13 protein-coding genes are annotated in these 14,390 nt (G+C 63.6%); 3 read left to right on the forward strand and 10 right to left on the reverse strand.

Going from position 1 to position 14,390, the window contains the following annotated elements; genetic code table 11:
* Positions 1–8: 8 nt before the first annotated feature.
* The 10 genes from VLE48_11630 to VLE48_11675 all read right to left on the reverse strand — a co-directional run bounded on the left by VLE48_11630 (position 9) and on the right by VLE48_11675 (position 12,096).
* Positions 9–1,178, reverse strand: a complete 1,170-nt coding sequence (locus VLE48_11630) for a glucose 1-dehydrogenase (GenBank protein HSA93654.1) — start codon at positions 1,176–1,178, stop codon at positions 9–11.
* A 49-nt stretch (positions 1,179–1,227) separates the two neighbouring features.
* Positions 1,228–3,966: a hypothetical protein gene (locus VLE48_11635; GenBank protein ID HSA93655.1), complete on the reverse strand. Its 2,739-nt coding sequence runs from the start codon at positions 3,964–3,966 to the stop codon at positions 1,228–1,230.
* Positions 3,967–3,995: 29 nt separating this feature from the next.
* On the reverse strand, positions 3,996–5,000 hold the full coding sequence (locus VLE48_11640) for a VOC family protein (GenBank protein HSA93656.1): 1,005 nt from the start codon (positions 4,998–5,000) through the stop codon (positions 3,996–3,998).
* 52 nt (positions 5,001–5,052) lie between these two features.
* On the reverse strand, positions 5,053–6,615 hold the full coding sequence (locus VLE48_11645) for a GMC family oxidoreductase (protein HSA93657.1): 1,563 nt from the start codon (positions 6,613–6,615) through the stop codon (positions 5,053–5,055).
* A gap of 14 nt (positions 6,616–6,629) precedes the next feature.
* On the reverse strand, positions 6,630–8,240 hold the full coding sequence (locus tag VLE48_11650) for an SMP-30/gluconolactonase/LRE family protein (protein ID HSA93658.1): 1,611 nt from the start codon (positions 8,238–8,240) through the stop codon (positions 6,630–6,632).
* Positions 8,237–8,719, reverse strand: a complete 483-nt coding sequence (locus VLE48_11655) for a heme-binding protein (GenBank protein HSA93659.1) — start codon at positions 8,717–8,719, stop codon at positions 8,237–8,239. Before VLE48_11655 ends, VLE48_11650 begins: the two co-directional genes overlap by 4 nt.
* Positions 8,720–8,731: 12 nt before the next feature.
* Entirely contained in the window at positions 8,732–9,592 is an 861-nt protein-coding gene (locus VLE48_11660) for a heme-binding protein (protein HSA93660.1), read from the reverse strand.
* Between the two features lie 79 nt (positions 9,593–9,671).
* Complete coding sequence (locus VLE48_11665) at positions 9,672–10,154, reverse strand: hypothetical protein (GenBank protein ID HSA93661.1); 483 nt, start codon at positions 10,152–10,154, stop codon at positions 9,672–9,674.
* A 38-nt stretch (positions 10,155–10,192) separates the two neighbouring features.
* Complete coding sequence (locus VLE48_11670) at positions 10,193–11,041, reverse strand: DM13 domain-containing protein (protein HSA93662.1); 849 nt, start codon at positions 11,039–11,041, stop codon at positions 10,193–10,195.
* 227 nt (positions 11,042–11,268) lie between these two features.
* Positions 11,269–12,096 (reverse strand): aquaporin, encoded by an 828-nt coding sequence (locus VLE48_11675; protein HSA93663.1) that lies wholly within the window; start codon positions 12,094–12,096, stop codon positions 11,269–11,271.
* A gap of 340 nt (positions 12,097–12,436) precedes the next feature.
* Between VLE48_11675 and VLE48_11680 the strand changes: the two genes are divergently transcribed.
* The 3 genes from VLE48_11680 (at position 12,437) to VLE48_11690 (ending at position 14,385) form a co-directional block, all read left to right on the forward strand.
* Positions 12,437–12,688 (forward strand): zf-HC2 domain-containing protein, encoded by a 252-nt coding sequence (locus VLE48_11680; GenBank protein ID HSA93664.1) that lies wholly within the window; start codon positions 12,437–12,439, stop codon positions 12,686–12,688.
* Positions 12,689–12,859: 171 nt separating this feature from the next.
* Positions 12,860–13,537, forward strand: a complete 678-nt coding sequence (locus VLE48_11685) for a sigma-70 family RNA polymerase sigma factor (GenBank protein HSA93665.1) — start codon at positions 12,860–12,862, stop codon at positions 13,535–13,537.
* A complete protein-coding gene (locus VLE48_11690; protein ID HSA93666.1) occupies positions 13,531–14,385 on the forward strand; it encodes an MEDS domain-containing protein in 855 nt (284 codons plus the stop codon). The genes VLE48_11685 and VLE48_11690 overlap by 7 nt, the downstream gene beginning before the upstream one ends.
* The last annotated feature ends 5 nt before the right edge of the window (positions 14,386–14,390 follow it).

Below are 14,390 nucleotides of genomic sequence, written 5' to 3' on the forward strand. Positions count from 1 at the left end.
GCTTGTCTTTATCCCAGGGGCGCCACTTCGCAGAACACCTTGATGGCTCCCTTGGCCTCCGTCAGCGTCTGGATGAGCTGCTGGTAGTTCTCCAGCCCCCGGATGGGGTGAGTGAGCAGCTTGGCGAGCCAGCCAGGATACGCCAACTGCGCCTGTCCAAGATCCTGGACAGCGCGCTCGAAGTCTTCGCGGCTGGCGTTGACGCTTCCGAACGCTACCTTGTTGCCCAGCACAAAGCCCTGGTTGATGTGGTCGGCGGGAATCTGCAGCACCTTGTCGCCGCCGGTGATGCTCACCATGGCCAGCACGCCGTTCTTGCCCAGCGCGTCCATGGCTTCAAAGACCAGGCCGGAATTGCCGGTGCCTTCCAGGATGTAATCGAAGGGACCGAACTGCTCCGCCGCCTGCTTCAGGCTGGTCTGCTTGGTGCTCACGTAGCGGACGCCGATCTCTTCCAGGAGATTGGAGTTGAGGTACGGGGGTTCGGTGCGGCCCAGGGCCACGACCTCGAGGCCACGCAGACGCAGGAAGAGTGACGCCAGCAGACCCAGGGTTCCCGTGCCCAGCACGGCAGCACGCTTGGGGCGCCACACCCGCAGGCGTCGCTGGATTTCCCACGCCTGGTTGATCGCTTTCTCAGCCACGCTCGAGGGCTCCAGCAGCACGCCCACTTCTTTCAGCCCGCCGGGCACCTTGACGAGGAACTCGGCGGAATCGGCGTAATACTCAGCCAGGTAGCCGTGGCGCAGGTTGATGCCGCGCTCGAAGTAGGTGTCGTCGGTGGTCATGTCCTGCAAGCCGATCTTGTCGTAAATGCTCGACCCGGGACGGCGCACGGAAGCCACCACGTAATCGCCGGGCTGGAACTCGACCACGCCCGGTGCGACCGCTTCCACCTGGCCGAAGCTTTCATGGCCGAGGATGAGGTACTCATCGCCCGGTGGCGGAGCGCCGTACTCGGCGGCGTTGATTTCCTTGTCTGTTCCGTCCACGCCCACGCGCAGCACTTTGACGCGCACGCCCCGGCCATCGGCGACGTCTTCCAGGCGTGGCTTGGGGACTTCCCGCAGGTGGATGCTGCCCGGCTTGCCGGGGATGACCGCGATGGCCTTCATCGTGGTCTGGGCCGCCTTCCTTTCCGTCTCCGTAGCTGATTCGGTTTCTGCAACACCCTTCATGATGTCTCCTCGCAGGCTCCCATCTGAGATTCCGACGGGGCAAAAAAGTTCAGCCGCCGACCTTGGTTTCTTCCAGTTCCGGCTTGGCCGCGGGTCGCCGCCGGCGCTCTCCCCGCCGGGTTTCCCGCTCAGCGCTCTGCTGGATCAGCTTGGCGACCACACCCGTCCAGCCGGTCTGGTGGTTGGCGCCCACACCCGAGCCATTGTCGCCGTGAAAGTACTCATAGAAAAGGATGTGATCGCCCCAGTTGGGATCCCGCTGCAAATCGCCCCAGTGCTGATGCACGGGCCGGCGTCCCTGGCCGTCGCGCAGGAAGATGCGGGTCAGGCGCCGCGAGAGTTCCATCGACACCTCCCACAAGGTCATCATCTGGCCGGAACCGGTGGGACACTCCACCTTGTAGTCGTCACCCAGATAGTGGTGGAACTTCTGCAGCGACTCGATGAGCAGGAAATTCACCGGGAACCAGATGGGGCCGCGCCAGTTGGAGTTGCCCCCAAAGAGGCCAGTCGAAGACTCAGCAGGTTCGTAGTCAACGCGGTATTCGTGGTCGTCCAGGTGCAGCACATAAGGTTCGCGCAGGTGCCTGCGAGAGACGGCGCGAATGCCGTGTGGCGAGAGGAATTCGTTCTCGTCCAACATGATGTGGAGCACGCGGCGCAGCTTGTCGCGATCCACGATGGAGAGCAGGCGGCGCTCGCCACGTCCAGGCGTGCGCATGCAGGCCACGTTCGCAATCAGGTCGTGACGGTAGTCAACGAACCATTCCAGTCGGCGGGTGAAACCGGGCAGATGCCTCAGGGTTTCGGGCTCCAGGGTATCCACGGCGAAGAGCGGAATCAGGCCCACCATGGAGCGGATCTTCATGGGTTCGAAGCGGCCGTCGGGAAAATGCAGGGCGTCGTAGTAGAAGCCGTCCTCATCGTCCCACAAGCCCATGCCGTTGTGGCCCAGATGGTTCATCGCGTACGCGATGTTGATGAAGTGCTCCCAGAACTTGCTCGCCACGTCCTCGTACGCCGGATCATGCAGGGCAAGTTCCTTGGCGATGGCCAGCAGGTTAAGCGTGTACATCGCCATCCAGGACGTGCCGTCGGACTGTTCCAGGTGTCCGCCGGTGGGCAGGGGCGCGCTGCGATCGAATACGCCGATGTTGTCCAGGCCGAGGAAGCCGCCCTGGAATATGTTCATGCCCTCCGCGTCCTTGCGGTTCACCCACCAGGTGAAGTTCAGCAGCAGCTTGTGGAACACGCGCTCCAGGAACTGGAGGTCGCCCTTGCCGCGGCGCTTCTTGTCGATCTTGTAGACCCGCCAGGCTGCCCAGGCGTGCACCGGCGGATTCACATCGCCGAAGGCCCACTCGTAGGCCGGGATCTGCCCGTTGGGGTGCATGTACCACTCCCGCAGCATGAGAATGAGCTGGTCCTTCGCGAAGTCCGGATCCACCAGCGCCAGCGGGATGCAATGGAAAGCCAGGTCCCAGGCCGCGTACCACGGGTATTCCCACTTGTCCGGCATGGAGATCACGTCGGCGTTGTAGAGGTGCATCCACTCGTGGTTGCGGCCGTTCTTGCGTTCCGGCGGCGGTGGCAGCTGGCCCGGGTCGCCCTCCAGCCACTGCTTCACCACGTAGTGGTAGAACTGCTTGGACCACAGCATTCCGGCGAAGGCCTGGCGGGCCACCGCCTGGGCGTCGTCGGAGATGTCCTGGGGAATCACGGTCGCGTAGAACTCGTCGGCCTCGCGCTTGCGGTCGGCGAAGACGCGGTCAAAGGCGCCGCCGAACACGCTCGCGCCCGCCGGCAGTTCCTGGTCCGTCAGGCGTAGTTGGATCGTGACTTCCTTTCCCGCGGCCACCTCGAGCATGTAGTGAGCGGCGGCCTTGGTGCCCGTCTGTGCCGGATTCACCTTGTCGCGCGCGCCCTGCGCAACGCAGTCGTTGATGCCGTCCTTGACGTAGGGAGTCGGATTGGGGCTGCCGAACAGCCGCTCGTCGTTGGTTTCGTTTTCCGTGAAGAGCAGTTCCGGGCGGCCCTCGCAGTACAGCCAGCGGTCTCCATAATGGTGGTGCGTGAGCTCGACCACGGCGGCGGGCGCGCGCTTGGCGTCACGCCGCAACTGCGGGCGCGGCTCGCCGGCGCCCCAGGACCAGGTGTTGCGGAACCAGACCGTAGGCAACAGGTGCAGCTTGGCCGCCTCCGGTCCCCGGTTGGCCACCGTGACCTTGATCAGGATGTCTTCCGGGCCGGCCTTGGCGTATTCCACGAACACGTCGAAGTAGCGGTTCTCCTCGAAGACGCCGGTATCCAGCAGCTCGAACTCCGGCTCGCCCCGGCCGCGGCGGCGATTCTCTTCCGCCAGCCGCCCGTAAGGGAACTCCGCCTGTGGATACTTGTAGAGGAACTTCATGTAGGAGTGGGTCGGCGTGGAGTCGAGATAAAAGTACAGTTCTTTGACATCCTCGCCGTGGTTGCCTTCGTTGCCGGTCAGCCCGAACATGCGCTCCTTGAGGATGGGGTCGCGTTCGTTCCACAGCCCAAGCGCAAAACAGATGTACTGATGGCGGTCCGAGATGCCGGCCAGCCCGTCTTCGTTCCAGCGATAGACGCGGGAACGAGCGTGGTCATGAGGGAAAAACTCCCAGGCGGTGCCGTACGCGCTGTAGTCCTCACGCACCGTGCCCCAGGCGCGTTCGGAGAGGTAGGGGCCCCAGCGGCTCCAGTAGGCCTTGCGCTCGCGGTTTTCCTCCAGGCGTTGCTCTTCCGCGGTGAGTGGGCGATTCGTCACAGATGCCTCTCTCGTGGTGGATCTAGAACTCATTTTTCAGCGACCTCCAGGACGTGTCCGTCCCCATCGCGCACCAGCAGGGCCCTGCGATATCCCGTCTCCGCTTTCGGCAGTGAGATGACGCCGCTGGAAACGAAAGCGACGTGCCCGCCACGCAGCAGGCGCGCAGCAGCTTCGGCGTCGAGCGTGACCAGGCGCGTCTGCCGGTGCACCAGGTCGTTGGCCTTTTCGTCCAGCGGAAAAGGCCGGCCATCGCGCGGAGACAGGTACTCCAAGAGCTCGATGCCGGGGCCGGAGGCGGCGCGCAGCGCCGTGATTCTGAGCCGTGCCCCGAATACGTTGTTCAGGCGTTCTTGTTCGGGACCGTAGTTCTCGCTCTCCCCCACCACCCGCATGCCCATAAGAGTCCGGTAGAGCTTCAAGGTTTCATCCGTATTCCAGACCACGATGGCGGTGTGGTCGATGCCCAGGAACAACCGGTCGGATGGCCTATGCCACTTGGGGTCGCCTTTGCCGGCCGGGAACTCAAGGATCTCCAGCGGGTGACCGTCGGGGTCCTTGAAATAGAAGGCTTTGATGCCGCCTGCGTTCGGGTTCCAGTCCGGCAATCGCTGCGGCCCGGTCGAGGCATGCTCGACCTTGAATTCCCGCAAGCGGCGGTAGGCAGCGTCCATGTCACGCACGATGATGGCCACATGCTGGAACCACCGATCGTTGGATCGCGAGTCAACCGGAATCGGCCGGCCCTTGGGCGCAAGGTACTCGGTCAGCTCGATGAACTCGTCCCCCAGCCGCAAGCGGACCACGCGCATACGCAGGCCGAACACGCCCTGCAAGTGCTCGTAGTCGTCGCCCGCGACCTCCACATCCGAGACTTTTTCGAAGGTCAGAACTTTGGAATAGAAGTCCACCGTGCGGTCCATGTCGGAAACGGTCATGTTGACCGAGTCCACGGCCACCACCAGCGGTTGCTGCGCCGCGAGTGGCAGCGCGAGGAGCAGCAGTGCCAGCCCTATGGCTAGACGGTGCTTCATTCGCATTGATCGATCCATGTTCATCGCTGCGGGCCTGCGGCCAGGTTATGCGCTACTTCAACCGTTGCATCAGGTGATCGCCCACGCGTAGGGCGTTCGCCATGATGGTGAGCCCCGGGTTCACCGCGCCGCTCGAGGGGAAAAAGCTCGCGTCGACTATGTAAAGGTTGTCCACTTCGTGGGCTTTGCAGTTCACGTCGAGCGCCGAGCTCTTGGGGTCTTTGCCGAAGCGGACGGTGCCATTCTGGTGTGCTACTCCTGCCAGCGGGATTCTCTGTCCTACGAACAGGCTGCGCCCGAACAAGCCGACGTGGCACTGGTGTCCATGCTCGTGGCACTTGGTTTGCTGGTTCAGCAGGTCCTTGAGCTTGGCGATGAGGCGGTTGTGGCCTTCCTCGTTGTTGGGCTTGTAGCTGAGGACGATGTTGCCCTCGCGGTCGAGCGTGACGCGGTTGTTCGGGTCGGGCAGATCTTCGGAAGTCAGCCAGAAATCCAGCGAATGGTTGGCCATCATTTCCAGCGTGAAGCCCGGAGTCAGCGGTGGCGCTCCCGCCTTGAGCGTCTCGCCGTCCAGCTTGCCCACGAACGAGATATGGCCCATGGGATATTCCCATTCTTTGGAGCCGAGATAGAAATCGTTCACCGCCAGCGTCTTCTGAAACACCGTCGGGTTGGGACATTTGGAGATGGCCATCTGCACCGAGTTGACGTGGCCCATGTAATGGCGTCCCACCGTGTCGGAACCGTTGGCCAGGCCGCGCGGATGCTTCTCGTTGGCGGAGCGCAGTAGCAGGGCAGCTGAGTTGATGGCGCCGCAGGACACCACCACCACGTCGGCGCTGTATTCCTCCTGCTTGCCGTTACGCTGCACCACCACCTTGGTGACCTTGCGGCCGGAAGCATCGGTTTCCAGGCGCTCCGCCTTGGCGTTGGTCAGCAACGTGACGTTGGGATGCGCCAGCGCCGGGTCAACCGCACAAACCTGGGAGTCCGACTTGGCCAGGACCAGGCAAGGGAAGCCATCACACGTGTTGCAGCGGATGCACTTGCTGGTGCGCGGGTTCTTCTCGTCCAGCATCACGCCCACGGGTACGTGGAACGGTTTCAGACCGTGACGAGCGAAGTCGTCGTGTAACTGCTGGATGCGCCACTCGTGGCTCACCGGGGGATGCGGATACGGGCCGCTGGCCGGGGGATCGGTGGGATCCTCGCCGCGCAGGCCGTGCACGTGGTAGAGCTGCTCGGCCTGGAGGTAATACGGCTCCAGTTCCTCGTAGGAGATCGGCCATGCCGGCGAAATACCGCCGTGATGTTTGATCTCGCCGAAGTCTTCCTTGCGCATACGGAACAGCGCTGCTCCGTAGAACTTGGTGTTGCCCCCGACGTAGTAGTTGGTGTGCGGGTGCAGCTCCTTGCCGTCCTTGTCGCGCCACTTCTCCTTGGTCTGGTAAAAGCCTTCCACGTTGACCGACCGTGGGTCCCAGTTCTTCTTCTCGCGAGGGACGTAGTCGCCGCGCTCCAGCACCAGGATCTTCTTGCCGGAAGGAGCCAGCTTGTAGGCCAGCGTGCCGCCGCCCGCACCCGTGCCGATGATGATCACATCGTACTTTTCCATGACGTTGTTCTCCGTTACGGCCGGACGCCGGCAATGTTCAGCCGCATCCGGTAGAGGCTGCTGCGTCCGCACAAGTAGAGCGTTTTTCCGTCTTCGTCGCCCCACGCCATGTTGTGCACGTGGCGGGGCGCAAGGATGGTTCCCAAATGCTTGCCCGCGGCCGAGATCACCCACAGCCCGCCCGGCCCGGAAACGTACAGGTTGCCCGCCTGGTCTACCTTGATGCCGTCCAACGCGTCTTCACCCTTGGCTGCCGTCATATCGAAGAACACCTGGCCGTTCGCCAGGGTGCCGTCGGGCTTCACTTCATAGCGCATCACGACCTTCTTCTTCTCATCCCAGTTGCCGACGTAGAGATATTTCTCGTCGGGAGAGAAGGCGATGCCGTTGGGCCCCTTCAGGTCGGTGGAGACCAGAGTGAGTTTGCCGTCCGTCGAGATACGGAACACGCCCTCGAAGGGAAGCTGCCGGCGCGGATCATCATAGAACTTCGGCAGCCCGAACGGCGGATCGGTGAAGTACAGAGAGCCGTCGGACTTGTAAACCAGGTCGTTGGGGCTGTTGAGCCGCTTGCCCTGGTAGTTGTCGGCCAGCACCGTGACCTTGTCGTCCTTTTCCAGCCGCGAGACGCGGTGGTTGCCGTGCTCGTTGATGGTGAGGCGGCCTTCGCGGTCGAGGGTCAGGCCGTTCGAACCGGGCTGCCCGTACTCCGCGATGTCCGCGCCCGAGTAGCCGCTGGGCGTGCGGAAAACGCTGAGTTCACCGTCCTTCGTGTACTTGTAAATGGTGTTGCTGTTGGGATCGCTGAACAGCAGATACTCGCCCTGGCGCACCCAGATGGGTCCTTCAGTGAACTTGAAGCCCTCCGCCAGCTTGAAGATTTTCGGATTGGGTCCGACGATGGCGTCCATCGCCGGATCGAGACGCTGCACTTCCACATTCACTTCCGCCGGGGTCACGGCCCGTGGCCCGTGCGTACCCGCGTAGAACTCCAGTCGGGCGTACCGCATCCAGATGAAGTTCGTGGGCGGGTTCGAAAGCGGTCCGTTGATGCCGAACACAGCAAGTTGGATCTGCTGGCCCGGTTTGACGTCGCGGCCGATGATGAGCCGGTTGGGCGCGTTCCAGCCCGAGACCACCGAGCCCCCCATCTGGCCAAGAGCCCGCGAGAGCTCGCCGTCCACCCAGATTTCGGCGTAGTCGTCGAGCGCAGTTTCGAACACCACCGTCGAGCCCGTCGCATCGAAGTCGCCGACACGCTCCGGAATGGTCAGCCGGATGCGATACCAGTTGAAGCCGAGACGTCCGAAGCCGCGGCGTGCGTTGAGCGTCGTAGGCTCGATGACCGGCCATGCGGAGTCGTCGAAGTCCGCCCCGCCGGCGTGCGGCGTGTAGTCGTAGGTCTTTACGGGAGCGCCGCTCGGCTGGTTGTCAGGGCCGGGTCCGCGGAAATCCACCTCGATGATCTTGGTGTCGCTGTACCGCCACGTTCCTTTTACCAGCGCCGCGCCCTCGTTCGTGGCCAGGTCGATGGTACCCAGCGGCTTGCCCGCGGGCGCATCGGCGACGGTTTGTGCGTGCGCCCAACCCGCGAGCGCCAGCAGCACGATTGCCAGGTATCTCACCGGATGGCCGCCTCCGTGGCGGCCGCGCCGACCTTCGCGATGTCCTCGTCCTCCTGCGGAGTGTTGCCGCTCACGCCGATGGCGCCGATCACTTTGCCATTCACCGTGATGGGCACACCGCCTTGCAGCGGTGTCGCGCCGGGCAGCACCAGAGAGGCCAGGCGGCCGTTCTTCACCTGCTCCTCAAAGGCTCCGCTCGGACGGCGGAAGATCGCCGCCGTGCGTGCCTTGCCCATGGCGACCTCGACGCTCGCCACCTGCGTGTCATCCAGGCGTTCGAGCACGATGAGGTAGCCCCCGTCATCCACCACCGCGATCACCACGGTAGAGCCGCGCTTCAAAGCTTCCGCTTCGGCGGCGGCAGCGATCTTCTTCGCCGCCTCCAGGGTCAGGACTTGCTTCCGTGGCAGCTCCGCCCCCAGAGGCAGGGCCGCCACGACCATCAGCAGCGTTGTCGCTAGTGTGCGTAGAGTCTTCATGGGTTTCTCGGCCTACCGCACCTTCACCACGTAGTACAGGAAGGGATTGCTGACTTCCTTGAACAGGTGGGGCGTGTTGTTGGGCACGATGATGACGTCGCCCTTCTTCAGCATGCGGGTTTCCCCGCCCTCGATGGTTGCGCCGCGGATCTCGTCCGCTGCGATGTTCTTGGGATCAACCACCGTACCGCCCGTGACGAAGGTCGCCGTCCCCTCGAGCACATAGATGATGTCGGCGTCGTTGTTGTGCACTTCGGCCTGGCCGGGTTTTTCGCGCCGGCTGGCGTGCACCATGTAGTTGCGTCCCTGGCCATCGAACAGGACCGCGCCCTTGGCGAAGGCCGCGGACACCTGGTCCTTGTCGAAATGGCTGACGGGCGCCGCCGCCATCGGGCCGGAGAGCGAGTTGGCGCCGGCGATAGCCAGTTCTTCGTCCTGCGCCGCGCTGGCCGCGCCGCTCACGCCCACGCCGCCCACCACCTGGTTGTCCACCACGATGGGCACGCCGCCGATCAGCGGGGTGAAGTCGTTGAGCGCGGTCATCACCGTGCGGCCCTTGCCGCTGGAGTTGATCAGCTCTTCGAAGAAGCGCGTCGGCCGCTTGAACTGCACTGCGGTGCGCGCCTTGCCGATGGAGATGTTGGCCCCGGCGGCGAACGTGCCGTCCAGGCGCTCCAGCGCCATCAGGTTGCCGCCGTCATCCACCACGGCGATCACGCCGCCGGGTGCGTTGAGCTTTTGGGCTTCTGCCTTGGCGGCCGCGATCACTTTGCGGGCACCGTCCAGCGTCAGCGATTTCTTTTCCGCGATCTGCGCGGAGGCCGCTGCGGCCATCAGTGTCGCAGCGATCAGGGCTAGGAGGATTTTCTTCATGTCACACGCTCATTGGTTTCTGGCGCGGGCCTGGAGGAAGGTTGACCTCCTGGCCCGCTCCGGGTTTCCGACAGGTTGCTTACATTACGGGCTTTTCGAACGAAGCCTCGCCCAGGTCCACTTCTGCCCAGGCGCAGTAGATGATCACTTTGGCGACGTCCTTGATATAGGCGGGCAGGCGGATCTGTTTCTTCAGCTTGTCTTCGGGCTTCATGTCGCCGCCGCCCATGCTCATGCCGTCGCCCGCGCCCTTCACTTTCAAACGACCGAGGTCATACACCACTCCCTTCGAGTCCACTACCTGCCAGTGCGGATCGGGACTTCCGGGAGCGACGAAGTCATCGGAGAGCGTCAGAACGTTGATCTTGCCCTCCTTGCTGTGGATGACGTGGCCGCCGTTGACCGCCTTGCCCTTGAAGGTTGTGCTGTGGTGCGCGGCCATCATCTTGTCGTCCTTCATCATCTTGTCCTGGGCGAAGCTGGAAGCGCCCAAAGCCAGGATGATCGCGAACGTAGTCAGAGCCGTGGTTACGACTTGCTTGCGGTTGTGCATCAGATTCATTTCTCCTTTTGGTTACGACGTTAGTCTTGTGCGAACTGTTAGGACTTCGGCGTCAGCGGCGCCGTGGCAAAGTTCACGCTGAACCGTTTGCACCACACGGCGACGGACTGATACTTGGCCAGGTCGAGGTCTTGGGGGAGCTCGTAGTTCTGGTCGCCCTTGTTGCCCTTGAGCGCGCCCAGATCCACGAAGCCGGCCTTCTTGACGCTGTCGCTGTCCGCGGCATCCGCAGCCGCCACCGCGTAAACGTGCAGCTCGGGACCGTTGGAGGTCTCGAACTCGGTGAACCGCAGGATGCGGCGGCCGTCGGCCAGTTCATGCACCATGGCGTAGCCCTGGGCGTCGTGCGCCACCTTGTGGAACTCACCCGCCGCCACCAGCTTCTGGGGCGTAGCCGGAATGGCGTTGCCCGCGACCAACGGAGCGGCGCCGAAATTCACGCTGAACCGCTTGCACCAGATCACTACGGAGTTGTACTTCTCTACGTCCAGGTCCGCGGCCAGCTCGTAATTCTGGTCGCCCTTGTTGCCCTTGATCGTGCCCAGGTCGACGAAGCCGCCATTGGTTACGGTTTCGTTATCCAGCGCGTCCGGCGCCACCGCCAGGTAGACGTGCACGTCGGGCCCGTTCGAGGTCTCGAAGTTGCTCAGGCGCAGTACGTGCTTGCCGTCCGCCAGCCGGTGGATGGTGGCCATGCCGCGCGTCTGGTGGGCGCCGTCGTGGAATTGCCCCATGCGGAGCTGGGTGGAGGCCGAGGCCGCCTGCGTTTCCGGGAACTGCTCATTCACGGTCACGTTGGTGAACAGGCGCTCCGGGCGGAACGCGTACCACAATCCGAACACCACCGCTGCCGCGATCACTGCGATCACAAGCTTGCGTGCTTGCATGCTCAAGACTCCTTCTAAAGTCGTTCGGTCTGTTTTGGATCCGAGGTTCGGATCCTTGAGGTCAGTGCCGATTCGGGCGGTGAGATGCGCGCCTGCCTCGGAGGTGACGAAATTCTTTGCATCCGGACCCGAAGGGAGCGCATCCTCCGGCCCTCCTCAAAGGAGACACAACTCCGCGCGCTTGCGACGATGCAAGATTAGGATTGGCCGGTTTTCTTCGAGTGGTTCTATCCGCCGTTTGCCATCTCGCCAAAGCGGCAGCGGAAAATGCAGCGTTCCGTGTTGTGGTGGTGATACTTGGCGCACAATACGGAACGCGCGCCCTTCCAGCGAACGTAGGTCTCCGCCGCCAGCAACATGCCCAGCGGTGGAGCCAGGAAATACAGCCAGAGACTGTCGAACACCGCGGCCGGCAGCGCCGAGCCCAGGGTTCGCGCCGGATTCATGCTCATACCTGAGAGCGGCGCTTCCACGGAGATGTACGTAGCCAGCAGCAGGCCCGCGAATATGCCCGTGTAGTGCGAAAGCCGCGGGTGATTGGTAGTGATAAGCACCATGGTCATCAGCAGGAATGAGATGACCACTTCGCCCAGGAACGCGATCGCCGGCCCGTCCGGTCCCGGCAGGGTGACGGCGTAGTTCACATTCGGGTGTGCCAGCGTCTGCCGCAGCACCAGCCAGGAAACCACTACGCCGGCCACTCCGCCGGCGAACTGTGCCGCCATGTAGAAGAACGCGTCCCAAGGCGCTACCTTGCCCAGACGTGCGAACGTCAGCGTGAAGGAGGGATTCATGTGCGCCCCGGAGCGCTTCCCCAGCGGCGAGTGGATCAGCGCGATGGCCGTGAGCCCCATGGCCACTCCCGTCAGGACCCGGCGGACTACTCCGTCCGGAATCGCCTGGCGCAACGGGGAGGATGGATGTTCCAGCAGCGCTGTGAACATGCACGCCGACACCATGAACAGCCCCAGCAGCGTGGCTTCGATCAGGTATTCGGGCCAGTGTCGGGCCAGTGCGTCGCCGGGTGAGGAAGCCGGTGGTGAGTTGTCTGCCATCCGCCGGGTGAGATGCGGCGCGGGAAGAATCGTTTCGGTCCGTCTCGGCCATAAAAAAGTCATAAAGATTGCTTGTAACTTCCACAGGCCCCGGGAATCCCATTGCTCGGGTCCGGTCTCCCGCGCGGGATTACGTATCTGAACGCGCGGGGTGGAGGACGCCATGAAGACGAAGCAGAAAATCATTTGTATTCACTGTCGTAAGCGGGTTAGCTCGGAAGAGATTGCTAGTGGCCAACACAGTCATCTCGACTCCGCGGCCTAGCCATAGAATCCGCCGGCAGGCTGCGCGGGCAAGGCTCCCATCGGGTTCCGGCCGGGGAGCAGGGAAGAGTGACGCTTGTCTGAACCGATCCGTATTCGCTGCCAGGAGGTCTGGCAGCTGCTCTCTGACTACATCGAGAACCAGCTCAGCCCCAAGGACCGCAAGTCCCTGGCGGAACACTTCCGCACCTGCGCCCATTGCACCGCTATCTTGGACGGCACCCGCAACGTCATCGAGCTCTCTTGCGACGGCCGTAGCTTCACCGTGCCCACCGGATTCAGCCAGCGGCTCGAGCGGCGTCTCAAAGCCGCTCTCGCCAGGCGCTGACCGGCGGCTTCCCAGCCCCAACCGCCCTCCCCTTCTGCCCGTTCACTGGTTCGCTGCCTTGCTATTGCCGCGCGGAGTCCTATAATGAGTTACCCTTCGGTTACTCCCGGGCCGCAACTCGGTGATGCGCGGGATCGGTCGCGGAGTCCAAGAAGGACGCCGAGACCATCTATGTCGCGGAGTGGGGCCGTCAAGGCCGAAAGCCCGGAACCGTCAGCCAGCAGGTCGCTGCGGGACGAAGCCGCACTCATCCACCGTGTCCAGCAGGGCGAGAATCACCTCTTTTACGAACTGATCGAGCCCTACCAGCGCAGCGTCTACTACGCCGCCTATGCCGTCCTGGAGAACGACGCCGACGCCGAAGAAGCCGCGCAGGAAGCCTTCCTGAAGGCCCTGGCCCACCTGCCGCAGTTCCGCGCCGAATCCAAGTTCAGCACCTGGCTGGTGCAGATCGCCATCAATGAGGCCCGCATGCGGCGCCGCAAGGACCGCAAGGGGCTTTACGAATCCATCGACAACGGCAAGCCTGACGAGGAAGGCGATTACATCCCGCGCGACTTCGCCGACTGGCGCGAGATTCCTTCGGAAACCCTCGACCGCAAGGAACTGCGTGAGGCGCTGGCCCGCGCCCTGGCCTCGCTCAAGCCCAAGTACCGCGAAGTCTTCATCTTGCGCGACGTGCAGAACCTCAGCATCGCGGAGACCGCCCGTCTGCTCGGCATCAACGAATCCTCGGTCAAGACCCGCCTGCTGCGCGCCCGCCTGCAGATGCGCGACGCGCTCGCCCCCGGCGTCGATGGCTCCTGGAGCTCGGGCAGTCCCAAGTACAAGAAGGTGCGGCCATGGTAGAAGCCAGACCCAAGGCCTGCCGCGGCATCGAGCGTCGCATCTCCGACTACCTCGAGGGTCAGGTCACCTCCAGGCAGCGTGCCGACATCCGCGGTCATCTTCGCCGCTGCCGCCGTTGTGCGGCGGTGTTCGAGGGCGTGCGCAACCTCAGGCGCTTGGCCGCCGACCCGTGCGCCTTCCCGCTTCCCGCCGGATTCAGCCAGCGCCTTCGCCGGCGTATCCAGGAAGCGGTTCAGCCTCCGGCGCTGTTGGTGCCGCTGGGTGTGGGCGACGCGATGGCCCGCAGCGGCGACCACGTCGGCTATTTCTGGGAATCCGAGCCCGACTTCGAAGCCGCCGTCGGCTTCCTGGAAGCCGGACTGCGTGGCCGCGACGCCGGCTTCATCTTCGGTCACCCGCAGGCCAACCAGCGCGTCCTCGCCATCCTAAGCCGGCATGGTTTCGACGTGGCGCGCCTGGCCCAGGAGCGGCGGCTGTTCGTGCTCGAAGGCAAGCCCACCGGTCAGGCCATGCTGGAAGACATTGCGGCGGCCTTCAAGCTCGCACTCGATGCCGGCGCACCCCTGCTCCGCCTGCTGGGCAACATCGGTTGGGGCCGCCCCGACTGGCCCCCGGACGACGCCATCCTCGAATTCGAATCGCGGGTCACCGTGGCCGCCAAGAGCCTTCCCGCCGTCATCGTCTGCATGTACGACGTGGCCGCGCTGCCCGGCCGCATCCTGCTCAAGGGCGGATTTGAAACTCATCCCTTGACCTACCACGACCAGCAACTGGAGCAGAATCCTCATCACGTGCCCAACGACCGGTTCCTGGCGCTGCTCCAGGCCGCCGACGGGAGGATCCAGTAAGGCTC

It is taken from the genome of Terriglobales bacterium, assembly GCA_035454605.1.
GTDB lineage: Bacteria > Acidobacteriota > Terriglobia > Terriglobales > Acidobacteriaceae > DATMAB01.

What these genes read in the sequence shown, in the direction of transcription:
- VLE48_11690 (HSA93666.1), top strand. Translation starts at nt 13,531, where the DNA reads ATGGTAGAAGCCAGACCCAAGGCCTGCCGCGGCATCGAGCGTCGCATC.
- VLE48_11660 (HSA93660.1), bottom strand. Translation starts at nt 9,592, where the DNA reads ATGAAGAAAATCCTCCTAGCCCTGATCGCTGCGACACTGATGGCCGCA.
- VLE48_11675 (HSA93663.1), bottom strand. Translation starts at nt 12,096, where the DNA reads ATGGCAGACAACTCACCACCGGCTTCCTCACCCGGCGACGCACTGGCC.
- VLE48_11685 (HSA93665.1), top strand. Translation starts at nt 12,860, where the DNA reads ATGTCGCGGAGTGGGGCCGTCAAGGCCGAAAGCCCGGAACCGTCAGCC.
- VLE48_11640 (HSA93656.1), bottom strand. Translation starts at nt 5,000, where the DNA reads ATGAAGCACCGTCTAGCCATAGGGCTGGCACTGCTGCTCCTCGCGCTG.
- VLE48_11670 (HSA93662.1), bottom strand. Translation starts at nt 11,041, where the DNA reads ATGCAAGCACGCAAGCTTGTGATCGCAGTGATCGCGGCAGCGGTGGTG.
- VLE48_11665 (HSA93661.1), bottom strand. Translation starts at nt 10,154, where the DNA reads ATGAATCTGATGCACAACCGCAAGCAAGTCGTAACCACGGCTCTGACT.
- VLE48_11645 (HSA93657.1), bottom strand. Translation starts at nt 6,615, where the DNA reads ATGGAAAAGTACGATGTGATCATCATCGGCACGGGTGCGGGCGGCGGC.
- VLE48_11655 (HSA93659.1), bottom strand. Translation starts at nt 8,719, where the DNA reads ATGAAGACTCTACGCACACTAGCGACAACGCTGCTGATGGTCGTGGCG.
- VLE48_11630 (HSA93654.1), bottom strand. Translation starts at nt 1,178, where the DNA reads ATGAAGGGTGTTGCAGAAACCGAATCAGCTACGGAGACGGAAAGGAAG.